The sequence below is a fragment of the Algibacter sp. YIN40 genome, assembly GCF_057219435.1.
The window spans coordinates 459,532-484,628 of record NZ_JBXVVC010000003.1; the positions used below are offsets into that span (position 1 = coordinate 459,532).

Annotated in this window: 26 protein-coding genes; 20 read left to right on the forward strand and 6 right to left on the reverse strand. The window is 32.6% G+C overall.

Translation table 11 applies throughout. From position 1 onward, the window contains the following. Positions 1 to 37 precede the first annotated feature (37 nt). From efp to hisIE, 14 genes are all read left to right on the forward strand, one after another. Positions 38 to 604: an elongation factor P gene (gene efp, locus AC2D6V_RS12945; protein WP_484648622.1), complete on the forward strand. Its 567-nt coding sequence runs from the start codon at positions 38 to 40 to the stop codon at positions 602 to 604. 3 nt (positions 605 to 607) lie between these two features. After that, positions 608 to 1,546, forward strand: a complete 939-nt coding sequence (locus tag AC2D6V_RS12950; protein ID WP_484648623.1) for a UDP-3-O-(3-hydroxymyristoyl)glucosamine N-acyltransferase — start codon at positions 608 to 610, stop codon at positions 1,544 to 1,546. 66 nt (positions 1,547 to 1,612) lie between these two features. Further along, positions 1,613 to 2,485: a succinate--CoA ligase subunit alpha gene (gene sucD, locus AC2D6V_RS12955; RefSeq protein WP_484648624.1), complete on the forward strand. Its 873-nt coding sequence runs from the start codon at positions 1,613 to 1,615 to the stop codon at positions 2,483 to 2,485. A 120-nt stretch (positions 2,486 to 2,605) separates the two neighbouring features. Then, on the forward strand, positions 2,606 to 3,352 hold the full coding sequence (fabG, locus tag AC2D6V_RS12960) for a 3-oxoacyl-[acyl-carrier-protein] reductase (protein WP_484648625.1): 747 nt from the start codon (positions 2,606 to 2,608) through the stop codon (positions 3,350 to 3,352). A 57-nt stretch (positions 3,353 to 3,409) separates the two neighbouring features. Continuing rightward, positions 3,410 to 5,443: a VWA domain-containing protein gene (locus AC2D6V_RS12965; protein ID WP_484648626.1), complete on the forward strand. Its 2,034-nt coding sequence runs from the start codon at positions 3,410 to 3,412 to the stop codon at positions 5,441 to 5,443. 13 nt (positions 5,444 to 5,456) lie between these two features. Beyond that, the gene (locus AC2D6V_RS12970) at positions 5,457 to 6,272 is read left to right on the forward strand and encodes a prohibitin family protein (protein WP_484648627.1); all 816 of its coding nucleotides are present in this window, start codon (positions 5,457 to 5,459) and stop codon (positions 6,270 to 6,272) included. Between the two features lie 319 nt (positions 6,273 to 6,591). Beyond that, entirely contained in the window at positions 6,592 to 7,449 is an 858-nt protein-coding gene (gene hisG / locus AC2D6V_RS12975; RefSeq protein ID WP_484648628.1) for an ATP phosphoribosyltransferase, read from the forward strand. Between the two features lie 64 nt (positions 7,450 to 7,513). Then, entirely contained in the window at positions 7,514 to 8,800 is a 1,287-nt protein-coding gene (gene hisD, locus AC2D6V_RS12980) for a histidinol dehydrogenase (RefSeq protein WP_484648629.1), read from the forward strand. A gap of 88 nt (positions 8,801 to 8,888) precedes the next feature. Further along, positions 8,889 to 9,926 (forward strand): histidinol-phosphate transaminase, encoded by a 1,038-nt coding sequence (hisC, locus tag AC2D6V_RS12985; RefSeq protein WP_484648630.1) that lies wholly within the window; start codon positions 8,889 to 8,891, stop codon positions 9,924 to 9,926. 84 nt (positions 9,927 to 10,010) lie between these two features. Then, positions 10,011 to 11,147, forward strand: a complete 1,137-nt coding sequence (gene hisB / locus AC2D6V_RS12990) for a bifunctional histidinol-phosphatase/imidazoleglycerol-phosphate dehydratase HisB (RefSeq protein WP_484648631.1) — start codon at positions 10,011 to 10,013, stop codon at positions 11,145 to 11,147. A gap of 51 nt (positions 11,148 to 11,198) precedes the next feature. Then, positions 11,199 to 11,780 carry an imidazole glycerol phosphate synthase subunit HisH gene (gene hisH / locus AC2D6V_RS12995; RefSeq protein ID WP_484648632.1) on the forward strand — a complete coding sequence of 194 codons (582 nt, stop codon included), beginning with the start codon at positions 11,199 to 11,201 and terminating at the stop codon, positions 11,778 to 11,780. A 62-nt stretch (positions 11,781 to 11,842) separates the two neighbouring features. Further along, positions 11,843 to 12,577, forward strand: a complete 735-nt coding sequence (hisA, locus tag AC2D6V_RS13000; RefSeq protein WP_484648633.1) for a 1-(5-phosphoribosyl)-5-[(5-phosphoribosylamino)methylideneamino]imidazole-4-carboxamide isomerase — start codon at positions 11,843 to 11,845, stop codon at positions 12,575 to 12,577. After that, a complete protein-coding gene (gene hisF / locus AC2D6V_RS13005; RefSeq protein ID WP_484648634.1) occupies positions 12,577 to 13,332 on the forward strand; it encodes an imidazole glycerol phosphate synthase subunit HisF in 756 nt (251 codons plus the stop codon). Before hisA ends, hisF begins: the two co-directional genes overlap by 1 nt. Before the next feature lie 42 nt (positions 13,333 to 13,374). Further along, positions 13,375 to 13,968, forward strand: a complete 594-nt coding sequence (gene hisIE, locus AC2D6V_RS13010; protein WP_484648635.1) for a bifunctional phosphoribosyl-AMP cyclohydrolase/phosphoribosyl-ATP diphosphatase HisIE — start codon at positions 13,375 to 13,377, stop codon at positions 13,966 to 13,968. Positions 13,969 to 14,054: 86 nt separating this feature from the next. Here hisIE and AC2D6V_RS13015 read toward each other — a convergent pair whose 3' ends face one another. Then, positions 14,055 to 14,474, reverse strand: coding sequence for a hypothetical protein (locus tag AC2D6V_RS13015; protein ID WP_484648636.1), 420 nt, complete (start codon positions 14,472 to 14,474; stop codon positions 14,055 to 14,057). A 95-nt stretch (positions 14,475 to 14,569) separates the two neighbouring features. Between AC2D6V_RS13015 and AC2D6V_RS13020 the strand changes: the two genes are divergently transcribed. Both AC2D6V_RS13020 and AC2D6V_RS13025 read left to right on the forward strand, forming a co-directional pair. Further along, positions 14,570 to 15,346: a tRNA pseudouridine synthase A gene (locus AC2D6V_RS13020; protein WP_484648637.1), complete on the forward strand. Its 777-nt coding sequence runs from the start codon at positions 14,570 to 14,572 to the stop codon at positions 15,344 to 15,346. A gap of 74 nt (positions 15,347 to 15,420) precedes the next feature. Next, the gene (locus AC2D6V_RS13025) at positions 15,421 to 16,101 is read left to right on the forward strand and encodes a DUF2461 domain-containing protein (protein WP_484648638.1); all 681 of its coding nucleotides are present in this window, start codon (positions 15,421 to 15,423) and stop codon (positions 16,099 to 16,101) included. 5 nt (positions 16,102 to 16,106) lie between these two features. Here the strand turns inward: AC2D6V_RS13025 and AC2D6V_RS13030 are convergent, their stop codons facing one another. Then, positions 16,107 to 16,523, reverse strand: a complete 417-nt coding sequence (locus AC2D6V_RS13030; RefSeq protein WP_484648639.1) for a glyoxalase — start codon at positions 16,521 to 16,523, stop codon at positions 16,107 to 16,109. A 436-nt stretch (positions 16,524 to 16,959) separates the two neighbouring features. On the opposite strand from AC2D6V_RS13030, the gene leuC reads away from it, so the two are divergent. The 4 genes from leuC to leuB all read left to right on the forward strand — a co-directional run bounded on the left by leuC (position 16,960) and on the right by leuB (position 21,678). Continuing rightward, positions 16,960 to 18,366 carry a 3-isopropylmalate dehydratase large subunit gene (leuC, locus tag AC2D6V_RS13035; RefSeq protein WP_484648640.1) on the forward strand — a complete coding sequence of 469 codons (1,407 nt, stop codon included), beginning with the start codon at positions 16,960 to 16,962 and terminating at the stop codon, positions 18,364 to 18,366. 19 nt (positions 18,367 to 18,385) lie between these two features. Then, positions 18,386 to 18,985: a 3-isopropylmalate dehydratase small subunit gene (gene leuD, locus AC2D6V_RS13040; protein ID WP_484648641.1), complete on the forward strand. Its 600-nt coding sequence runs from the start codon at positions 18,386 to 18,388 to the stop codon at positions 18,983 to 18,985. A gap of 96 nt (positions 18,986 to 19,081) precedes the next feature. Then, entirely contained in the window at positions 19,082 to 20,602 is a 1,521-nt protein-coding gene (locus AC2D6V_RS13045; RefSeq protein ID WP_484648642.1) for an alpha-isopropylmalate synthase regulatory domain-containing protein, read from the forward strand. A 17-nt stretch (positions 20,603 to 20,619) separates the two neighbouring features. Next, a complete protein-coding gene (gene leuB / locus AC2D6V_RS13050; protein WP_484648643.1) occupies positions 20,620 to 21,678 on the forward strand; it encodes a 3-isopropylmalate dehydrogenase in 1,059 nt (352 codons plus the stop codon). Between the two features lie 83 nt (positions 21,679 to 21,761). Here leuB and AC2D6V_RS13055 read toward each other — a convergent pair whose 3' ends face one another. The 4 genes from AC2D6V_RS13055 to AC2D6V_RS13070 all read right to left on the reverse strand — a co-directional run bounded on the left by AC2D6V_RS13055 (position 21,762) and on the right by AC2D6V_RS13070 (position 24,911). Continuing rightward, positions 21,762 to 22,550 (reverse strand): hypothetical protein, encoded by a 789-nt coding sequence (locus AC2D6V_RS13055; RefSeq protein ID WP_484648644.1) that lies wholly within the window; start codon positions 22,548 to 22,550, stop codon positions 21,762 to 21,764. A 145-nt stretch (positions 22,551 to 22,695) separates the two neighbouring features. Continuing rightward, on the reverse strand, positions 22,696 to 23,946 hold the full coding sequence (locus tag AC2D6V_RS13060) for a mechanosensitive ion channel family protein (protein ID WP_484648645.1): 1,251 nt from the start codon (positions 23,944 to 23,946) through the stop codon (positions 22,696 to 22,698). 1 nt (position 23,947) lies between these two features. Next, positions 23,948 to 24,235, reverse strand: coding sequence for a DUF3817 domain-containing protein (locus AC2D6V_RS13065; protein ID WP_484648647.1), 288 nt, complete (start codon positions 24,233 to 24,235; stop codon positions 23,948 to 23,950). A gap of 64 nt (positions 24,236 to 24,299) precedes the next feature. Continuing rightward, a complete protein-coding gene (locus AC2D6V_RS13070; RefSeq protein ID WP_484648648.1) occupies positions 24,300 to 24,911 on the reverse strand; it encodes a YqaA family protein in 612 nt (203 codons plus the stop codon). Positions 24,912 to 25,097: the final 186 nt, after the last annotated feature.

Consider the following 25,097-nt stretch of genomic DNA (forward strand, 5'->3'; position numbering starts at 1 on the left):
CTCAACAAATAACAAATAAATAACGCAACAATTAAGAATGGCAAGTACAAGTGATATTAGAAACGGATTATGTATAAAATATAATCATGATATTTTTAAAATTATTGAATTTCTGCATGTAAAACCAGGTAAAGGTCCTGCTTTTGTTAGAACTAAATTAAAGAGTGTCACCACTGGAAAGGTTATTGATAATACATTTTCAGCAGGTCATAAAATTGAAGATGTTCGAGTAGAAACGCATAAATTTCAGTACTTGTATAGTGATGGTGAATTTTATCATTTTATGAATGAAGCAGATTATACTCAAATTCGGTTATTAGAAGCAGCTTTAGATAGACCAGACTTAATGAAAGAAGGAGAAGTTGTAACAGTTTTAATTAATACGGAAGATAATTTACCATTATCTGTTGAAATGCCTGCCAGTGTTATTTTGGAAGTTACGCATACGGAACCTGGGGTAAAGGGTAATACAGCAACCAATGCTACAAAGCCGGCAACAGTTGAAACTGGAGCAGAGGTCAATGTTCCATTATTTATTAATGAGGGTGACAAAATAAAAGTTGAAACTGAAAAAGGAACCTATAAAGAACGTATTAAAGAATAACTTTTGAAGTTTCCTAAACCACATACTTTAAGGCAAATAGCAGAATTAATTGATTCTGATTTTGTAGGGGATGATAATTTTCAAGTTTTAGGCATGAATGAGATTCATGTTGTAGAACCAGGAGATATTGTATTTGTTGATCATCCTAAATATTACGATAAGGCACTGAATTCTGCAGCAACAATTATCCTAATTAATAAGGAAGTTGAATGTCCTGAAGGAAAAGCTTTATTAGTAAGTGATGACCCATTTAGAGATTTCAATAAACTTACGGATTATTTTAAACCATTTAAATCTTCGAATAGAGGTATAGCAGACACTGCAAATATTGGAAAAAACTCCACTATTCAACCCAATTGCTTTGTAGGACATAATGTTGTTATTGGCGATAATTGCATCATCCATTCTAACGTGAGTATTTATGACGATGCTGTTATAGGAAATGATGTTACAATTCATTCTGGAACAGTTTTAGGTGCAAATGCATTTTATTACAAAAATAGACCTGAAGGCTATGATAGATTAAAATCTTGTGGACGTGTGGTTATTAAGGACAATGTAGATATAGGAGCTGGGTGCACTATAGATAGAGGTGTTACGGGAGATACTATTATTGGAGAAGGGTCTAAATTAGATAACCAAATACAAATTGGTCACGACACAGTTGTTGGAAAGAAATGTTTAATAGCTTCTCATGCAGGTATAGCTGGTTGTGTAGTTATTGAAGATGAAGTAACCATCTGGGGTCAAGTTGGATGTACTAGTGGTATTACTATTGGTAAAAAGGCAGTAGTACATGCTCAGGCAGGAATTAGTAAATCCTTGGAAGGAGGTAAAACATATTGGGGTGTCCCAGCACAAGAGGCACGTCTTGTTTTAAAAGAAATGGCTTCAATTAAAAGAATCCCTGAGATTTTATCGACGATTAAAAAAATAAAATAATTTAGACTTAATTCTAGCTTCAAAAAAGTATTTTTGCATAGCTTTTCAAAATTAAAAAAATAAAAAATGAGTGTTTTAGTAAATAAAGATTCAAAAATAATAGTTCAAGGGTTTACAGGTAGTGAAGGAACATTTCACGCTAGCCAAATGATAGAGTATGGAACCAATGTAGTGGGAGGTGTTACACCAGGAAAAGGTGGTCAAACACATTTGGATAAACCTGTATTTAATACAGTTCTCGAAGCGGTTAATGGGGTTGATGCGGATACTACTATAATTTTTGTGCCACCAGCTTTCGCTGCCGATGCTATAATGGAAGCTGCAGATGCTGGTATTAAAGTAATAATTACTATAACTGAAGGGATTCCTGTTGCTGATATGATAACGGCTTCAAGTTATATAAAAAATAAAGATTGTAGATTAATTGGACCTAATTGCCCAGGTGTTATTACACCAGGTGAAGCTAAGGTTGGTATTATGCCAGGTTTTGTTTTTAAACAAGGTAAAGTAGGTATTGTTTCTAAATCAGGAACTTTAACTTATGAAGCGGCAGATCAAGTTGTAAAACAGGGATTAGGAATTACTACTGCTATTGGTATTGGTGGAGATCCAATAATTGGAACAACAACTAAGGAAGCTGTTGAGTTATTAATTAATGATCCAGAAACCGAAGCGGTTGTAATGATCGGTGAAATTGGCGGTCAATTGGAAGCGGATGCCGCTAATTGGTATAAATCAAGTGGAAGTAAAAAACCAGTAGTTGGATTTATTGCTGGAGAAACTGCTCCTGCTGGAAGAACTATGGGTCATGCTGGTGCCATTGTTGGAGGTAGTGATGATACTGCACAAGCCAAAAAGAAAATTATGAGAGCTTGTGGTATTCATGTTGTTGATTCTCCTGCTGAAATTGGAAAAAAAATAGCTGAAGTTTTAGCTTAAAAAATAAAAAATCAATTTTCAAAACCTCACAAAATCTTGTGAGGTTTTTTTATTTCAAACAATTTGTATTTGTTATATTTGAATACAACTAGAATAAATTACAATTAACCTAACTTATTTATGAAATTACTAGAAGGAAAAACAGCAATTGTCACTGGAGCAAGTCGAGGTATAGGAAAAGGAATAGCAGAAGTTTTTGCTGAACAAGGTGCGAATGTTGCATTTACATATAGTTCTTCTGTAGATGCGGCAAATAAATTAGAAAAAGAGCTAAATGCACTAGGCGTTAGAGCTAAAGGTTATAAAAGTAATGCAGCTAGTTTTGATGAAGCACAAAAATTAGCTGAAGATGTTGTATCAGAATTTGGCAGTATTGATATTTTAGTAAATAATGCAGGAATTACAAAAGACAACTTATTAATGCGTATTACTGAAGAAGATTTTGATAAGGTCATTGAAGTAAACCTAAAGTCAGTTTTTAATATGACGAAAGCTGTACAGCGTACTATGCTTAAACAACGCAAAGGCTCTATTATCAATATGAGTTCTGTTGTTGGTGTAAAAGGAAATGCGGGACAAACTAATTATGCTGCTTCAAAGGCTGGAATTATAGGGTTCTCTAAATCTGTAGCACTTGAACTGGGTTCGAGAAATATAAGAAGCAACGTAGTTGCTCCTGGATTTATTGAAACTGAAATGACAGCGAAATTAGACGAAGAAGTTGTAAAAGGATGGCGTGCTGGAATTCCTTTAAAACGCGGTGGTACTCCTGAAGATATAGCCAACGTTTGTGTGTTTTTAGCCAGTGATATGAGTGCTTATGTTACAGGGCAAACATTAAATGTAGATGGTGGAATGTTAACTTAAGCTTATTTGTCATTCCCTCGAAGGAGGGAATCTCATCAAAATATATAGAATCTTTTAATGAGTTCAGAAACTCTATTATACATCATATTTGCGGGAATATTAGCGCTATTTATAGCGCTTTTTCAATATAAATATAGAGCAAAAAACAAATCCAAATTTATACTAATTGTTACGATTCTTCGGTTTATTACCATCTTTTTAATATTGTTATTGCTTATAAATCCAAAATTTGAAAGCCAACAATTATTCACTGAAAAGCCAAATTTGGTAGTTGCCGTAGATAATTCAAGTTCGATAAGGTATTTGAATTATGATAATAAAGTTAGAAGCTTTGTGAAATTTCTAAAAAGTAATCAATCAATCAAAGAGAAATTTAGCCTTGAAGCTTATACGTTCGGGAGCGATATTACATTATCAGATTCGATTGGGTTTACTGAAAATCAAACAAATATTAGCCAAGTATTTAATCAGTTACACCAAATCTATAAGGAAACTATTTCTCCAACGGTAATAATAACTGATGGAAACCAAACATATGGTGCAGATTATGAGTTTATAACCAAAGAATTTGAGCAACCAATTTATCCTATTATTGTTGGTGACACAATTAAATATACAGATGTAAAAATCACTCAATTAAACGTTAATAAATATGCCTATTTAAAGAATAGTTTTCCAGTTGAAACTATAATTGCTTATAACGGCAATAAAAGTATTGATACCAGATTTGTGGTAACCTCAGGGAGTAAAACAGTTTATTCTGAGCCTGTGCGGTTCACAGAAGAGAATAATTCGAAAGTTATAAATTTCACCATACCTTCTTCAAGAGTAGGGGTTAATGCTTTTAAAGCGCAAGTTGTTCCTTTAAAAACCGAAAAAAACATAGTAAACAATACAAAGAATTTTGCCCTAGAAGTTATTGATCAAAAGACAAATATTGCTATAGTAAGCGATTTTTCACATCCCGATTTAGGTGCTCTTAAAAAGAGTATCGAAAGCAATGAACAACGTACAGTCAAGTTTTTAAGGCCTAATGAAATTACTAGTCAAATAAATGATTTTCAATTAATTGTGATTTATCAACCTAATAATAGTTTTAAAAACATGATTGATAAGTTAAAAAGTGAAAACAAAAATAGCTTTATAATTGTAGGTACTAAAACAGATTTAAACTTTGTAAATAACAATTATGAAAATTTCAAGCATGAAGTTACTTATCAAGTAGAAGATTATCAAGGAAATTTAAATGTTAATTACACACCTTTTTATATTGGTGATATGAATTTTGAAGACTTTCCCCCTTTAAAATCTAACTACGGATCCATATCTTTTTCTTTACCATCTCAAACTATTTTATTTAAATCTTTAAATAGTGTTAGGCTCGAAGAACCTTTATTAGCAACTTTCGAAACTGGTGGTAGAAGAGAAGCGATATTGTTTGGAGAAAACATTTGGCAATGGCGCGCTCAGAGTTTTATGAATAATCAATCTTTTAATGAATTTGATAATTTCATAGGTAAGTTAGTTCAATATTTATCATCTAATAAGCGAAGAAGTAGACTAGATGTCGATTATGAGTCGTTTTATAATGCGAGCAGTAGCATTATTATTAAAGGGCAGTTCTTTGATAAGAATTATATTTTTGATGCAAGACAAAATTTAAAAATTGTAGTCACCGATTTAAATTCTAACCAAAAGAAGACCTTTCCTTTCATTTTAAAAAACAGTAATTACCAAGTAAATTTAAGTAGTTTGCCAGCATCCAATTATAGTTTTATCGTTAGTGTTACCGGTGAAAACGTGTCCAAGTCTGGAAATTTCGAAATATTGGAATATAACGTTGAACAACAATTTATGAATGCTAATGTAACAAAGTTGCAACAAATGGCTACTAACAGTTCAGGTACAAGTCTTTTTATTAATGATGCTGAAAGAATTATTGATGAATTATTAAATGATAATCGCTTCCTTCCAATCCAAAAAAGCGTCAAAAAAACCATACCTTTGATAGATTGGAAATACCTACTAATTATTATAGCATTATGCTTAAGTTTAGAATGGTTTTTAAGAAAATATAACGGATTAATTTAAAGTAAAATAAAGCATGGAAAAATTACCAAAAGTAGCGCTACCAGTAATAATTGTAGCCATTGTACTTGTTGTATTATTAGCTAAATCTGCAGTAACCATAGATTCTGGTGAAGCTGGAGTTTTATTTAAAACCTTTGGAGATGGTGTTGTTACTGATGAGCCACCAATGGGAGAAGGGTTTCATATTGTTGCACCTTGGAATAAGGTATATGTATATGAAGTAAGACAACAAGAACTTTTTGAAAAAATGAAAGTATTATCATCAAACGGATTAGAAATTCAAATTGATGCTTCGGCTTGGTATGAGCCTGTTTACAATGAATTAGGTAATTTGCACCAGTCTCTTGGGCAAGGTTATTTACAGCGTGTTATTCAACCAGCTATTCGCAGTGCAGCAAGAAGTGTTATTGGACGTTATACCCCAGACGATTTGTATTCAACTAAACGTGACGCCATTCAAGTTGAAATTTTTGAAGAAACTAGGAAAATACTTGATAAACAATATGTTCAATTAAATGAGGTGTTAGTAAGAGATGTAACTTTACCACCAACAATTAAGGAAGCTATTGAGCGTAAATTAAAGCAAGAGCAAGAATCTTTAGAATATGAATTTAGACTTGAAAGCGCAAGAAAAGAAGCTGAGAAAGTAATTATTGAAGCAAAAGGTAAAGCTGAATCAAACAGAATTTTAAGTGCATCATTAACAGATAAGATTCTTCAAGATAAAGGTATAGAAGCTACAGTTAAGCTTTCAGAATCTCAAAATAGTAAAGTAATTGTTATTGGTTCTGGAGATAGTGGTATGCCAATTATATTGGGGAATCAATAATGTCAAATTAAAAATTTCAGCTAAGTATTAATTATTTTTGAATTATATATAATTTTAGTTAACGAAAAATACAGAATATTTAATATTTATAAATTTCGTTTCCATAGTTTGGATTTTTAAACTAATATTTTGCATATTTGTATAGTAACCAAAAGACATGACTTTTATTCAATTACATCATCATTTTCATATTTGCTCTCAAGCGAAATGAAAATGTATTGAATAGAATCAACATATTTTAAACCCGTTTGAGACAATCAAGCGGGTTTTTATTTTTTAATTTTAGCTAGATTGTTTCAAACTCATAACAAAATTAACAATGAGTAAATTAAGAATTGCAGTTCAAAAATCAGGTCGATTAAATGAAGACTCGATGCGTATTTTAAAAGATATTGGTATTTCCATCGATAATGGGAAAGATCAATTAAAAGCCTCGGCAAGAAATTTCCCCGTTGAAGTTTTCTATCTGCGAAATGGAGATATTCCGCAGTATTTAAAAGATGGTGTGGTAGATGCAGCTATTATTGGTGAGAATGTTTTAATAGAAAAAGGGAACGATATTAACGTTGTTGAAAAACTAGGTTTTTCAACATGTCGTGTTTGTATTGCGGTACCAAAATCTGCTAGCTATAGTAATATAAAAGATTTAGAAGGGAAGCGTATTGCAACATCATATCCAAATACCGTTCAATTGTTTTTAGAAGAAAACAATGTAAATGCTAATCTTCATATTATTAATGGATCAGTGGAAATTGCACCTAATATTGGATTAGCAGATGCTATTTGTGATATTGTTTCTAGTGGAAGCACCTTGTTTAAAAACAATTTAAAAGAGGTTGAAACTATATTAAAATCGGAAGCAGTACTAGCTGTTTCGCCTATTTTAAGTAAAGAAAAACAAACTATATTAGATAAAATACAATTCAGAATTAAATCTGTTTTAAAAGGAAGGCAATCAAAGTATATATTGCTTAATGCTCCCAATGAAAAAATTGAGGATATAATAAATGTATTGCCAGGAATGAAAAGCCCAACGGTTTTACCTCTTGCCGAAGAAGGCTGGAGTTCTGTACATTCTGTAATAAGTAAGAATGAATTTTGGGACGTGATTGATGAACTTAAGGCTAAAGGTGCTCAGGGTATTTTAGTCTGCCCAATTGAAAAGATGGTACTCTAAACTAGATTTTTGTCATTCCTGCGAAGGCAGGAATCTCATGATTTTAACTCAAAGTTAAATAAGAATGCGAGTAATTAATAATCCTAAAAAAAGTGAATGGGCGTCTATTTTAAAGCGTCCAACACAAACTGTGGATGATATTGAGGGTATTGTCAATGAAATATTCCTTGAAGTATCTAATGAGGGTGATGACGCAATTAAAAAGTACACTAATAAGTTTGATGGGATTTCTTTGGAATCTAATAGGGTAACTTCAGAAGAAATTGAAATTGCAATTGAACAAATCCCCGAAAAGCTTAAAAGTGCAATTATACAGGCAAAAGAAAATATTAAAGCATTTCACGTTGCACAAAAAACACCTAAAATAGATATTGAAACAACACCTGGTGTGCAGTGTTGGCAGGAAAAAAGACCAATTCAAAAAGTTGGTTTATATATACCTGGAGGAACCGCACCATTATTTTCAACAGTTTTAATGTTAGCTGTACCAGCTCAAATAGCTGGATGTAAGGAAATTGTTTTATGTTCTCCTCCAAATAAAGAAGGAAAATTAGCGCCAGAAATATTGTTTGCTGCTAATATTTGTGGAGTTACAAAAATTATAAAAGTAGGAGGGATTCAAGCTATTGCGGGATTTACCTTTGGCACTGAAACAATTCCAAAAGTGTATAAAATTTTTGGTCCTGGTAACCAATTTGTAACGGTGGCAAAACAGCTTTCAACCAAGTACGGTGTAGCTATAGACATGCCTGCCGGACCAAGTGAGTTGCTTGTAGTTGCTGATGAAACTGCAAATGCATCATATGTAGCATCAGATTTGTTAAGTCAAGCAGAGCACGGTACTGATAGTCAAGTGATTTTAGTTTCTACTTCAGAGCGTTTAATTAATGAAATTTCAGAGCAAATAACAAAGCAATTAGAAGTGCTTCCACGTAAAGCAATCGCGGAAAAAGCTATGGCTAACTCAAAGTTAATTTATGTTGAAAATGATGTTTTAGCATTAGAATTAATTGATGAATACGGGCCAGAACATTTTATTATTTGTTCTAAAAATGAAGATTTATATGTGAATGGCATCTGTAATGCAGGGTCAGTATTTATTGGCGATTACACCCCAGAGAGTGCTGGCGATTATGCTTCAGGAACCAATCACACCTTACCAACAAATGGGTTTTCAAAAGCCTATTCTGGAGTTAATTTAGATAGTTTTACAAAAAGTATGACTTTTCAAAAAATATCTAAAGAAGGTCTTTTGAATATTGGAGAGACCATTGAATTAATGGCAGAAGCAGAAGGCTTACAAGCGCATAAAAATGCAGTCTCAATTAGATTAAAAGATTTGAAAAAGTAAAAGCGTCGTCAAGCTGAACTCGTTTCAGTATGGCACAAATAACAATTAAATGAGATACTGAAACAAGTTCAGTGTGACGAAAAAAAAAATGAACATTCAAGATTTAATAAGGCCAACAGTAAAAGCCCTAAAACCATATTCATCTGCAAGAGATGAATATCAAGGTAATAGTGATGCAATGGTGTTTTTGGATGCAAATGAAAATCCGTTTGAAAATGGCGTTAACCGCTATCCAGATCCACAGCAACGGACTGTAAAATCTTTACTTTCCAAAATTAAAGCTATTCCACAGCAGAATATCCTTTTAGGCAATGGAAGTGATGAAGTTTTAGATTTAATTTATCGTGCTTTTTGTGAACCAAATCAGGATAATATCATCACATTACCACCTACATATGGGATGTATAGTGTGTTGGCTAATATCAATGCCATCTCAATTAAAAGTGTACAATTAGATGCTGATTTTCAGCCTAAAGTTGATGAGATTCTAGAAATTGCCGATACTAATTCAAAATTATTGTTTTTGTGTTCACCAAACAACCCAACAGGAAATAGTTTTCAAACTAAATCTATAGAACGGTTGATCAAAGAGTTTGAAGGTATTGTTGTTATTGACGAAGCTTATATTGATTTTTCAAATGAAGAAAGTTGGGTTAGTAGATTTGGCGAATTACCTAATTTAATTGTTACGCAAACGCTTTCAAAAGCCTACGGCATGGCAGGTATTCGTTTAGGAATTTGTTATGCGTCAGAAGAAATTATTTCGGTTTTAAATCGTATAAAACCTCCATATAATGTGAATGAGTTAACGCAGCAAAAAGCGATTTCACAATTAGAGATGAATGAGTTAACACATAAACAAGTAGAAGTTATCCTGAAAGAACGAGATATTTTGACGGAAAAACTAAATAAGATTAATTTTATATCAAAAATATATCCCTCTGATGCTAATTTTGTGTTAGCCAAAGTTGATGATGCTACAATGCGCTACAATCAATTGATTGAAAAAGGCATAGTAATTAGAAATAGAACAACACAACCTGGATGCGAAAATTGTTTGCGTTTTACAATTGGAACTGAATCTGAAAACAAAGTTTTAATTAAAGCTTTGAAAGAATTAGAATAATTTGTCATTCCGCACTTGTTGCGGAATCCAAAATGGATTACATAATTTAAAATAGATTCCTGCCTTTGCAGGAATGACAGAAAAATGAAGAAAGTACTTTTTATAGACAGAGACGGCACATTAGTATTAGAGCCACCAGTAGATTATCAATTAGATAGTTTAGAGAAGTTAGAGTTCTATCCAAAGGTATTTCAATACATGGCTAAAATAGCTAGTGAATTGGATTATGAATTAGTGATGGTAACTAATCAAGATGGATTAGGCACAGATTCTTTTCCAGAGGATACATTTTGGCCTGCTCAAAATAAAATAATTGATGCTTTTGCTAAAGAAGGTGTGGTATTTTCTGCAGTTCATATTGATAAAACATTTCCTCACGAAAATGCCGAAACACGAAAACCAAGAACAGGTTTATTGACGAAATACTTCTCAGAAGGATATGATTTATCAAATTCCTTTGTTTTAGGTGATAGAATTACGGATATGGAATTAGCTAAGAATTTGGGAGCTAAAGGTGTATTTTTGTCTGAAGATGTAGAATTAGGGGCAGATGAAATTGAAAGCTCTAAACAAGAAATTTTAGATTGTATTGCTTTAAAAAGCACAAATTGGACAGAAATATATGAGTTTTTAAAACTTAAAGATCGTGTTGAAGAAATTACCCGAAACACTAATGAAACTCAGATATATATAAAATTAAATTTAGATGGTTCAGGTATTAATAACATTGACACGGGTTTATCTTTTTTCGATCATATGTTGGACCAAATAGGGCGTCATGGCGCTATGGATTTAACGATTAAAGTAGATGGCGATTTAGAAGTCGATGAGCACCATACAATCGAAGATTCTATGATTGCGTTGGGAGAATTATTTAATAAGGCTCTTGGCAATAAATTAGGTATTGAACGCTACGGATTCTGTTTGCCTATGGATGATTGTTTAGCACAAGTAGCAGTTGATTTTGGAGGACGAAATTGGTTAGAATGGGATGCTGAGTTTAAACGCGAAAAAATAGGGGATATGCCTACCGAAATGTTTTACCACTTATTCAAATCGTTTACAGATGGTGCTAAATGTAATTTAAATATAAAGGCTGAAGGCGTTAACGAACATCACAAAATAGAAGGCATATTCAAAGCATTTGCAAAAGCTATGAAAATGGCTGTAAAAAGAGATGCGAATAAAATGTTTTTACCAAGTACAAAAGGAATGTTGTAGAAATTGTCACTTCGAAAGGTTTCGAAGGGTGAGAAATTGTATCGAGAACAAATGAAGTTAGTCATTATAAATTACGGAGCAGGAAACATTAAAAGTATACAATTTGCTTTTAAGAGGTTAGGTATAGATGCGATTTTATCTGATAATCCTAAGGTAATAAAGGCAGCAGATAAAATCATTTTTCCTGGAGTAGGAGAAGCAAGTAGCGCAATGAAAATGCTAAAGGAAAGTGGTTTAGACAAATTAATACCTACACTTAAACAACCTGTTTTAGGGATTTGTTTAGGTATGCAGCTTATGTGTAACTATACTAACGAGGGCAATACAGAAGGACTTGGAATATTTCAAACTGATGTTAAACGCTTTTCGAATGATTTAAAAGTACCTCAGATGGGTTGGAATGTTATTAAAAACTTGAAATCTCATTTGTTTGAGGGTATTAATGAAAATGAATATATGTATTTGGTGCATAGCTATTACGCCGAACATTGTGATGAAACTATTGCCGCCACAGATTATGGATTAAACTATGCATCGGCATTAAAGCATAATAATTTTTATGGTGTTCAGTTTCATCCAGAAAAAAGTAGTTTAGCAGGAGCAAAAATATTAGAGAACTTTCTGAATTTATAAATAACCTATAGTTATCAGCATGTTGCTAATAACTAAAAGCCAAAAGCAATTAGCTTAAAGAAATGAGAATAATACCAGCAATAGATATTATAGACGGGAAATGTGTTCGCTTAACTAAAGGAGACTATGAGACTAAAAAAGTGTATAATGAAAATCCGTTAGAAGTTGCTAAAATGTTTGAGGCTTCAGGTATTGAATATTTGCATTTAGTAGATTTAGATGGCGCCAAAGCAAAACATATAGTGAATTATAAGGTCCTAGAGCAAATTGCTACTAAGACTAAATTGAAGATTGATTTTGGAGGAGGTTTAAAAGCTAATGAAGATTTACATATAGCCTTTAACTCAGGAGCTAGGCAAATTACTGGAGGTAGTATTGCTGTAAATGACCCTCAGACTTTTGAAGGTTGGATTAATAAATACGGAAGTGAAAAAATTATTTTAGGAGCAGACAGTAATAATGGAAAGATTGCAATAAGTGGTTGGCAAGAAGATAGTTCTGAAGATGTAATACCTTTTATTAAGGAATACCAAAAAAAACGTATTCAATATGTAATTTGTACAGACATTTCAAAAGACGGTATGTTAGAAGGACCTTCTTTTGATTTATACAAAGAAATTATATCAAAATGCACTAATACTAGTAGCGATCAATCCATTAAATTAATAGCATCTGGCGGTATTTCTCATATTGATGAGTTGCCAAAACTAATCGAACTAGGGTGCGAAGGTGTTATTATTGGTAAAGCAATTTATGAAGATAGAATTAGTCTTCAACAATTAGAAAAATTTATGTAATGCTAACAAAACGAATTATTCCTTGTTTAGACATTAAAAATGGACGTACTGTAAAAGGTGTCAATTTTGTTGATTTACGTGACGCAGGAGACCCTGTAGTATTAGCCAAACAATACGCAGACCATGGAGCAGATGAATTAGTGTTTTTAGATATATCGGCTACCTTAGAAGGAAGAGCAACTGTTTTGGACATGGTTTTGCATGTGGCAGAACAAGTGAATATTCCTTTTACAGTCGGTGGTGGTATTTCTAGTGTGGAGCATGTTGATGCTTTGTTGCAATGTGGAGCAGATAAAGTGTCGATTAATTCATCAGCAGTAAAAAGACCCGAATTGATAAATGAACTAGCAGATAAATTTGGAAGTCAGTGTGTGGTGGTAGCTATTGACGCAAAACAATTAGATAGCCAATGGAAAGTCCATTTAGCAGGTGGGAGTATTCCTACCAATATCGATTTATTTGAATGGGCAAAAGAAGTTGAAAAGCGAGGAGCAGGAGAAATTTTATTCACTTCAATGAATCATGATGGCACCAAAAATGGTTTTGCAAATGTGGCTTTAGCTAAATTATCGAAAGAATTAAATATTCCAATAATAGCTTCTGGTGGTGCTGGAAATGTTCAACATTTTGTAGACACCTTTAAAGATGGAAAAGCAGATGCTGCTTTGGCTGCAAGTGTTTTTCACTTTGGCGAAATTCCTATTCTAGAATTAAAAAAAGAATTAAAAGCAAATAATATAGAAGTACGACTTTAGTCATCGTGCTGAGCTTGTTTCAGCATCATACAAAATAAGATTATGGTAATTAAATACGACTCAAAGGGCTTAGTCCCAGCAATAATTCAAGATGCAACAACAAAAAAGGTTTTGATGTTAGGCTATATGAATCAAGTTGCTTATCAAAAAACATTAGAAACTAAAAAAGTAACTTTTTTTAGCAGAAGTAAACAGCGACTTTGGACCAAGGGAGAAGAAAGTGGTAATTTCCTAAATCTTGTTGATATTAAAAACGATTGTGACAATGATTCACTTTTAATTCAGGTTAATCCAATGGGGCCTACATGTCATACAGGAACTGATACTTGTTGGAAGGAAGAAAATAATTCGTCTTATGGTTTTTTTTCAACATTAGAAGATGTCATTGCGGAACGTATAGCAAATAAAGACACTAAAAAATCTTATGTGGCAAGTCTGTTTTCAAAAGGAATCAATAAAGTGGCTCAAAAAGTAGGAGAAGAGGCAGTTGAAACAGTTATTGAAGCTATGGACAATAATGATGAATTGTTTCTCTATGAATCAGCAGATTTAATGTTTCATTACCTTATGCTTTTACAAGCAAAGGGCTTCACTTTAAAAGATATTGAAAAAGAACTCATAGGAAGGCATAAATAATAGAGTGTCACATTGAACGCCGTCGAAATACTTAGATATTTAGATTTTTATTGTTTTCGACTGCGTTCAAACTGACTTTAGTCTTTTTAAGATAACCAACCATTGGCTTCCGATTTCCTTGAAAACCAAACGAAAATAAGAGCGAAAATTATTATCATAATTGTCATGCCAATGCTTGATGCATAACCATTAATCAGGATATAGCCCATTTGTATAATTACCGCTAATAAAGACAGTAGCCATAATTTAACAGACCAACTTTTTCTTAGTAATAATCCAATGGCGGCTAGTGCTCCTGCAAATACAGCTATGGCAAAAGCAGCTGTAACCCAAGAAGGCATATTCAATGCAATTTCGAGTTGTTCCTCGGTATACATTGCTTGATAACTTTCAGTATTATAAGCTTGCTGTAAATAAGCATTAACGCCCATGCCATTCCAAACTAGTGCAATAACGCTTACAATCCAAAACCAAATTGGAGGTTTGTTTGATGATGATTCTGTCATATTAATTAGTTTTTAGTTAGTAAAAAGTAATACAATGTATAAATTTTTTGTCATAATTAATAAAAGGCTGTATTTTTCGTTGTTTTAACATCACGATGAAAAAGTATTTCTATTTAATTAAAATTCAATATTTAGGATATAGATTCCATGGTTGGCAAAAGCAACCAGAGGTCAAAACATTACATTTAATGGTTGACAGAACACTCAATTTTATTTTGGAAGGCAAACGATTTAAAAGTTTAAGTTCTGGGAGAACAGATGCTATGGTATCTGCGGAAAGTGCTGCGATTGAACTTTTCTTATTTGAACCCATTGAAGATCTAAATGATTTTTTAGACCTGTTCAATTATAATTTACCTCAGGACATTAGAGCCTTAAATATTGAAGAAGTAGACGAAAAATTCAATATCATTCAAAATTCAAAAATAAAAGAATACCTCTATTTATTTACCTATGGTGAAAAATGTCATCCATTTTGTGCTCCTATTATGACCACTATTTTAGATGATTTAGATATTGATCTTATGAAGAAAGGAGCAAAGCTTTTTGAGGGAGAACATTACGTAAGGACCTACTGCTATAAACCTACGGATAATGGGATTTATAATCGAAATATATTACTTTGCGAATTGGTTGAAAACACTATTTATAAAGCGAATTATTTTCCTGATAAGTCATATATTTTGAGAGTGAAAGGAAAAGGATTTATGCGAAACCAAATTCGATTAATGATGGGAACACTCATTGATTTAGGAAAGGGTAAATTATCTTTAGAAGATATTCGTGTAAGTCTGCTTCCAAATAGTAAAGTAAAGATGGACTATATTGCACCAGCTTCAGGATTAATTTTAAATTCTATAGAATTTGAATAAACCTGTAGGTTTTGTAATTTGAACTTTCAGGATTCGACTTAATTTTATACATTCATAATCAAAATATATAAAACATGGCTGCAATTGTTTCAAAAGATGTTTTTACATTCTTTAATAAACTAGAAAAGAATAATAACCGTGATTGGTTTAACGAGCATAAACCTGATTTTAAGGCTATGGAAGGTGAAGTGAAGTTGTTTTACAATGCCATTTTTGAGAATTTAAATACGCATGATGATATTGATAAACTCAAAATATTCAGAATTTATCGTGATGTACGATTCTCGAAAAATAAACTGCCTTATAAAACACATTTTGGAGGGTCGTTTCATAGAACAAAGCCTAAATTGAGAGGCGGTTATTATCTGCATATTCAACCTAATAACGAAAGTTTTATTGCTACTGGTTTTTGGGAACCTGCTAAAGAAGATTTATTAAGAATTCGTAAGGAATTTGAAATGGATGATTCTGAAATCCGTGGTATTCTAGCGAATAAAAAGTTTAATTCGATATGGGGAGATTCTTTTGTAGGTGATGAAGTAAAAACCTCACCTAAGGGTTTTAGCAAGGAGCATAAAGCGATTGATTTAATTAAAAAGAAGCAATATATTTTTACGAAGAAATATACAGATAAAGAAGTGCTTGAAGCTAATTTTTTAGCTGAAGTAAACAGTTCCTTCAAAGCAATTCGTCCATTTTTTGACTATATGAGTGATGTGTTGACTACAGATTTGAATGGAGTTTCGTTAATATAAGTTAACTAAACTGCTGCTAACAGTTCAGGCTTCTCAAAAAGTTGAATATGGCTTAACAAACGTTCCTTCACAATGTTCATCATACGTTTGTTTAATGCAGAAGAGTTTTCAATATAAATGAGATATTCTTCAACCGTAAAATGACCAATAATCATACCTTTCATAGAGTTACGAAGTTTCATGTCCTTATGAATGGCATTTTCTAAGTAAGCCATCCTTTTTTCTAAGGATAAATCATAAAAAACAGATTTATGCTTCACAATATAGTTTCTAAAAACCACAATAAATAAGTCGTTTTGTAGCTTTATTATTGGTCTCAAAACTAAATTTTGAAACCGCTCATCGCTACTCATATAATCATTAATTGTGGTGGGGGAAATTTCCGGACGAATACTTTTTACACTAAATTCTCTTGAGTTCATCATTTAGGTTTTAATAAAAATATAGATTATTAGACCTTATAATTATTCTATCGTTTATAATTATTAACTAGGTTATTAACAAAATAAATTTTCTAATTTGAAACTAAACTTAAAAAATCCTCATAAGATAAACTTTGCTTTATTAGAAGAAGGCACCTAAAAGATTGGAGCTATTGATAAAACCAAGGAATTCGATAAACAAACACTATTTTAATTCTTTATAATTGTAGTTTAAAAATTGTGAGCAATATTATTATTCTATTGCATAAAATTCAAATAAAAGTGTATGCATTGGTAATTTTATAAAAATTCAATAACAATAAGCCCTATACTTTTGAATAACTGCAATAAAATATAAATTTGTATAGTGTTATTGTTTCTTTCATTGTAAAATATGCAATGTTTAAGCTTAGCACTACAAAAATCTAAATTAGTTATGAGTAAGACATTATTTGACAAAGTTTGGGATTCACATGTAGTTAGAAAAATTGAAGACGGACCAGACGTGTTTTTTATAGACCGTCATTTTATACATGAAGTAACGAGTCCTGTTGCTTTTGTTGGTTTAAAGCAAAGAGGAATTGGTGTAATGTATCCGGAACGTACTTTTGCTACTGCAGATCATAATACCCCTACTTGGAATCAGCATCTACCCGTTGCAGACCCTTTATCGGCAAATCAGTTAGATGCGTTAGCTAATAACGCCGCTGAATATGGTATTTCACACTGGGGACTTGGACATAGAAACAATGGAATCGTGCACATTGTTGGCCCTGAAAATGGCATAACCTTACCAGGTTCAACCATTGTTTGTGGAGATTCTCATACTTCTACACATGGTGCGTTTGGTGCTATTGCTTTTGGTATTGGTACTTCAGAAGTTGAAATGGTATTGTCTACACAATGCATTATGCAACCAAAGCCAAAGAAAATGCGCATTAACGTAAATGGGAAACTAGGTTTTGGTGTAACACCAAAAGACGTAGCCTTATATATTATTGCACAACAAACCACATCTGGCGCTACGGGCTATTTTGTTGAATACGCTGGTGATGTTTTTGAAGATATGAGTATGGAAGGCCGTATGACTGTTTGTAACTTGTCTATTGAAATGGGTGCTCGTGGTGGTATGATTGCTCCTGATGAAAAAGCATATGAATACATCAAAGGAAGAAAACATACTCCAAAGGGAGCAGATTGGGACAAGGCTATGGCATATTGGAAAACGCTTAAAACTGATGACGATGCAGTGTTCGATGTTGAGTTTAATTATAATGCAGCCGATATAGAACCAATGATTACTTACGGAACCAACCCAGGAATGGGAATTGGTGTAACACAATCAATTCCAACAGCAGAACAAGTTGAAGGCGGTGTTGAAACCTATAAGAAATCGTTGGGCTACATGAAGTTTAATGAAGGAGATAATATGATTGGAAAGCAAGTCGATTATGTTTTCTTAGGATCATGTACAAACGGACGTATTGAAGATTTTAGAGCATTTTGTTCTATAGTTGAAGGACGCAAAAAAGCAGATAATATTACAGCTTGGTTAGTACCAGGATCACATAAGGTTGTTGACCAAATTAAAGAAGAAGGTTTAGACAAAGTATTAGAGGAATCTGGATTCGTATTGAGAGAACCTGGATGTTCTGCTTGTTTAGCTATGAATGACGATAAGGTGCCTGCTGGTAAATTAGCAGTATCAACATCAAATCGTAATTTTGAAGGACGTCAAGGTCCTGGATCGAGAACATTATTAGCTTCTCCTTTAGTAGCAGCTGCAACGGCTGTTGAAGGTGTAGTTACAGACCCAAGAACATTAATTAAAGTAACAGCCTAAGCGGCCAAAAGTAAAAAATATGGCTTACGATAAATTTGAAGAGTTAACAAGTACAGCGTATCCACTACCAATTGAGAACGTGGATACCGATCAAATAATTCCTGCTCGTTTCTTAAAAGCAACAGAGCGTAAGGGATTTGGTGATAATTTTTTCCGTGATTGGAGATATGATTCTGAAGGAAATCCAATTGCAGATTTTCCTTTAAATGATGCAAAGTATGCAGGTTCTAAAATTTTAATAGGAGGGAAGAACTTTGGTTCAGGATCCTCAAGGGAACACGCGGCATGGTCGGTTTACGATTTTGGCTTGCGTTGTGTAATTTCATCTTTCTTTGCAGATATTTTTAGAAATAACTGTTTAAATATTGGTGTTTTGCCAGTACAGGTTTCTACGAATTTTGCACAAAAATTGTTTGATGCTATTGAAGCTGATCCAAAAGCTGAAATTAGAGTTGATTTACCAAATCAGACAGTAACTTTGTTATCTACTGGCGAGTCTGAATCATTTGATATTAACGGCTACAAGAAAGAAAATATGCTAAATGGTTTTGATGATATTGATTATCTTCAGAACATAAAAGATGAAGTGGAAGTATTCGCTGAAACAAGACCTTTTTAGATAGGTGGTTAGAAAGCAAATTATATAGAGATACAAGTTTGAAAAAGCATTCCATTTAACTATGAAGTGCTTTTTTCGGAATATATAAAACCCTCAATGAGTAAAAAACGAATAGAAATAATGGATACAACACTTCGAGATGGTGAGCAAACCTCGAGCGTGTCATTTTCTGCTTCAGAAAAATTAACTATAGCTAAACTTTTACTTGAGGAATTGAAGGTAGATCGTATTGAAATTGCTTCGGCCCGAGTATCAGAAGGGGAATTTCAAGCCGTAAAAGATGTTACTGATTGGGCAAGGGAGCATAATTATTTAGATAAGGTTGAAGTACTCACGTTTGTTGATAATGGCGTATCTATAGATTGGATGGTTGAAGCAGGAGCAAAGGTTCAAAACTTATTAACTAAAGGTTCATTAAATCATTTAACTCATCAACTTAAAAAGACTCCAAATCAACACTTTGAAGAAGTAAAAAAAATTATAGATTTAGCATCTTCAAAAGGAATTTCTACAAATGTATATTTGGAAGATTGGAGTAACGGCATGCGTAATTCTAAAGCTTATGTATATGAGTTTTTAGAATTTCTAAGTGGTCAAAATATTGCTCGAATAATGCTTCCGGATACATTGGGGGTATTAACACCAACGGAGTCATTCAATTTTATAAAAGAAATTAAGGATACATATCCAAATCTTCATTTCGATTTTCATGCACATAATGATTATGATTTAGGCGTGTCGAACGCAATGGAAGGATTAAAAGCAGGAGCAGATGGATTACATCTTACGGTTAATGGTATGGGTGAACGCGCTGGAAATGCACCAATGTCTAGCACCATTGCGGTTATAAATGATTTTATGCCCAATATTGAAATGGGGGTGAATGAAAAGGTGCTTTATACAGTAAGTAAGTTAGTAGAAAACTTTTCAGGTGTTATGATTCCTGCAAATAAACCAATTGTAGGTGCGAATGTATTCACTCAAACTGCTGGGATTCATGCTGATGGAGACAATAAAAAGAACCTCTATTTCAGCGATTTGATGCCTGAACGTTTTGGAAGAACTAGAAAATACGCCTTAGGTAAAGCTTCTGGTAAAGCAAATATTCAGAAAAATTTGCAAGAATTAGGACTTCAACTTAATGATGACGATTTAAAAAAAGTTACACAGCGAATAATAGAATTAGGAGATAAGAAACAAGTCGTTACTAAAGAAGATTTACCATATATCATTTCGGATGTACTAGATCGCACTTATGAAGAAAAGGTTAAGGTGAACTCTTATGTGTTAACACATTCTAAAGGATTAAAGCCTTCAACTACCGTTTCTATTACAATTGAAAACGACACGTTTCAAGAAAATGCGCAAGGAGATGGTCAGTTTGATGCTTTTATGAATGCTACTAGAAATGTTTTCAAAAAGAAGAAAGTTGTATTGCCTAATCTAATTGATTATGCAGTAAGAATACCGCCAGGGAGTAACTCTGATGCGTTATGCGAAACCATAATCACTTGGAAAAACACTGAAAAAGAATTTAAAACACGTGGTTTAGATTCCGATCAAACCGTATCGGCGATTAAAGCAACTGAGAAAATGCTAAACATTATTATTAATTAAGAATACAATTTTAAAATATGAAATTTAACATAGCACTTTTGGCCGGAGACGGTATTGGACCTGAAGTAATCGATCAGGCCGTTAAGGTTAGTGATGCGGTAGCCCAAAAATTTGGTCATGAAATCTCTTGGAAACCAGCATTAACGGGGGCGGCAGCTATTGATGCTGTTGGAGAGCCTTATCCAGATGAAACACATGATATTTGTACAGCTTCTGATGCTGTTTTATTCGGAGCGATTGGACACCCTAAATACGATAACGATCCGTCGGCTCAAGTTAGACCAGAACAAGGTCTATTAAAAATGCGTAAAAAATTAGGGTTATTTGCTAACGTTCGTCCTACATTCACATTTCCATCATTATTGGATAAATCGCCATTAAAAAAAGAACGTATTGAAGGTACCGATTTGGTTTTTCTGCGAGAATTAACTGGAGGTATTTATTTTGGTGAAAAGGGTAGAAGAGATGGTGGTGAAACTGCCTATGATAATTGTGTTTATACTAGAGCGGAAGTACAACGATTAGCAAAAAAAGGTTTTGAATTAGCGATGACACGATCTAAAAAACTATGTTGTGTAGATAAAGCGAACGTATTAGAAACGTCTAGGCTATGGAGAGAAACCGTTCAAGCTATGGAAAAAGATTATCCAGAGGTAGAAGTTTCGTATGAGTTTGTTGATGCCGTAGCAATGCGTTTAGTTCAATGGCCAAATAGTTATGATGTACTAATTACAGAAAACTTATTTGGTGATATTTTAACAGATGAAGCTTCGGTAATTTCTGGATCGATGGGCTTAATGCCATCGGCATCTATGGGAACTGATATTGCATTATTTGAACCAATTCACGGATCGTATCCACAAGCAACAGGGTTAAATATTGCAAATCCTATGGCCACTATATTATCGGCTGCTATGATGTTTGAAACAGCATTTAATTTACCAGAAGAAGGAAAAGCTATTAGAGATGCTGTAAACGAAGCTTTAGCGAAAGGGATAGTTACTGAAGATTTAGCCGATGGCGGGAAGTCTTACGGAACTAAAGAAGTAGGAGACTGGCTAGCTGCTAACATCTAAAATAAATTATACAAACTAACTATAACTTAAAAAGACCTATCATTAAAATTGATAGGTCTTTTTAATTCTATATTGGTTCATTATTAATTTAATAGGCTTCTATTATAATTTATAATTATAGCATCTAGTTTTTTTTCTATCTCATTAGTATAGACATTAGATAAGCTAATCTTCCCTTTATATTTATTTTGAGATGCTATTTCATTAATAGGATATTTTTCTAAAAAATCAGGGTAAACCATATATATTACATTTGTTTTAACATTTTGAATTACCTTAAATACTTTATCTAAAAAAAAATGCTCGTTTGTTAGTTTGTTTTTTTTGGCATCAGCGATTGAAATTAAATATCTTTCTTTATAACCATCAAAACTATTGGTAACATAATATTCTCCTAAATATTTAAATTTTCCTACTACTATGTTTTGAGGCTTAAAAATACTTCTTCTCATTTTTAAATCTTCGTGTTTTTGAATGATAATTTTACTTGGTACTATTTCGTATTTCTTTGTATTCTTTAAAACCCTTTCAGCAGTTCTTAAGCGATTATGTATATCGGCTGCATTAAGTTCTTTTGCCTTTTGTGGAGTTAACTTTTTTTTCCTTTTTAGTTGTGTGATTTTTTCACTTTCTTTCTTAGTTTTATCAACATAGGCTAAAGCTTTTTTGTAAAACTTAGATATTCTTTTTGTAGAAGGTTTATTTATCGCAGATGTTTGTTCTTCTGATAATATTTCAAAAACATAAGGAGATTTTCCTTCTTTTAATGCGATTAAATTGTTTAGATCTTTATTAAAAATGAACCCAACATTTTGTGCATTTAATTGAAAGCATACTGATACTAAAGCAGCTATAAAACATAAATATTTCATAACAATATATTATTTATAGTAAAAATTTAGTGTTGTAATTACAAACACTTACTTGAGGGAAGTGTTCAAATATATGCTATTTTTGCAAACAATTAAAAATATTTCGACAAGTGGAATGTATTATTTGTGGTTAACAAGCTTATATCTAATCATTTAGAGTAAAATTTGAACCACTAGGGAATTCAAAAACTTCTAAGTTAAAATAGGGAAGGGCAGCGAGGGCATGATCGAAAACATCTGCCATAATGTATTCGTAGTTAACCCAACGTTTATCGTTACTAAAAGCATATATTTCAATTGGTAAACCTTGAGAAGTCGGCGCTAGTTGACGCACCATAATAGTCATGTCTTTGTTTATAGCCGAGTGCTTTTCAATGTAAGTCTGAATATATTTCCTAAAAACGCCAATATTAGTCAGGTTTCTTCCGTTTATAGCTAAGTTTTTATTAGCGCCAACCTCATTGTTGTATTTCTCAATATCGGTAGATCGTGTTTCTAAATATGCTTTTATAAGCTGAATATCTTTCAACTTACTAACTTCGTCGTTTGTTAAATATGAAATACCACTTAGTTTGATATTAATGGCACGTTTAATACGCCTTCCATCAGAATTCATCATGCCGCGCCAGTTCTTAAAAGAGTCTGATATTAGGGCGTAAGTAGGAATTGTGGTAATTGTTTTATCGAAATTCTGAACTTTTACCGTGGCCAAGTTTATTTCTATAACATCACCATCTGCACCATATTTCTCGAAAGTAATCCAGTCTCCAATACGAACCATATCGTTTATAGAGACTTGAATACTAGCAACAAACCCCATAATTGTGTCTCTAAATACTAGGATAATTACTGCGGATGCCGCACCAAGGCCTGTTAAAAAAGTAAAAAATGGAATACCTGTAATAATGGCTATTGCCGACATAAATCCCGCTAACCAAGCAAATATCATGAATACTTGGATGTAGCTATCGATGGGTTTGTCTTTTAAGCGAGGTAATGTTTTAAAGTATTCTTTAACAGTGTTTAATAAGCTTCTAACAACCCATAAGATTAATAGAATAGCGAATACTTGTAAACCTTTTTCAACATAAGTTTCAAACTGCGGAAAATCTGAAAAAATATCTGGAGCAAATTCTAATGCAATTATAAACGGAATAATATGTGCAATATTCCGTGGTACTTTATTAGAAATTAAGAAATCATCAAAATTTGTTTTAGACCGCATTGCAAATTCATTGAAGGTTCTAATAAGTAATTTTCTTATAAGAAAATCAATTAGGAAAACAACAAACAGCAATGCTAGGAGAAGTGCAAACATATTAAGATACTTAGCCGCATTTTCAGATAAACCATGATACATTAAGTAATCGTATAATAGGTGCTTTAAGTCCTTCATATTAAGCTGTTTTCAAATATTTTCTATCGATATAAAACGTTCCGAAAGGAATAACAGAGGCAATAAGCACTATTGCAAACTGTTTTATATTCCAGTTTAAATCATTTTTAATTACAAAAGCCATGGCTATATAAGCAATGAATAATATGCCATGTGGCATACCTAGTAACTTTACATATTGTGGGTCGTTCAATAAGTATTTTATAGGTGTGGCAATAAATAATAATAAGATATAGGATACGCCTTCTAAAAGAGCTACAATTCGGAATATTTTTAAGAAAGAAAACATGTTATTTATTTAAAGTGCAAAAGTAGAACACAGTAAAGTAAAAACAGTGATTTTTAAGAATTTTTTATAATACATTAAAAATAACAAGCCCATAAATTGCAAAGCGCAGCAATCTTAACGAACCAAACAGCATCACACTTTTAAAAGGGAACTTAATAATGCCAGCAGCAATGCATGATATTGAAAAGGGCAGTGGTAATAACGCACCAACTATAATTAAAAATCCGCCCCATTTTTTTGAGTTTTTTAGTTGTTTTGCCATTTTAATTTCAAGGTAATTATGAAACGAAGGAATTTTAGTAATAGATCTACCCATCCAATAGGATAATAAACCGCCTCCAAAAGACAAAATAGCTAAAACACTAAGGTAAAACCATGGGTTTAATAGTTTACCAGCCCAGGCGATAAAAATTTCAGGGGGAATAAGACCTAATAAAGTTTCGGAAACAAAAAAGAAACTTAAAACACCAAATACAGGCAGTATTTCGGTAAGGTTTACCAGAGCTGCATTGATATCAAAAAAATGATCAACAACATAAAACAGCGCAACAAAACCAATAATATATGGAAAAGCTTTTTTAATAGCATTCCAAACGAATGTATAAAACCCAGTATAGCTATAATACTGATGTAATAGCTTAATTCGAGATTTATTTGATTTAGGTTTTAATTTCATTTAATAGACAAACATATAGGGGATGCAAATATACTTTGTAATTAAAGGTTTTACAACAATAGTGTTTGTTTTATTCAAGAAACATTCTTTTTGGAGTTGAATCCATTGGTGTAATCTAGAAATTTATTGAATAAGTTGATATAAGTCATATTTTTCGAGTTAAAATGTTATTAGTTTTATTGTTTA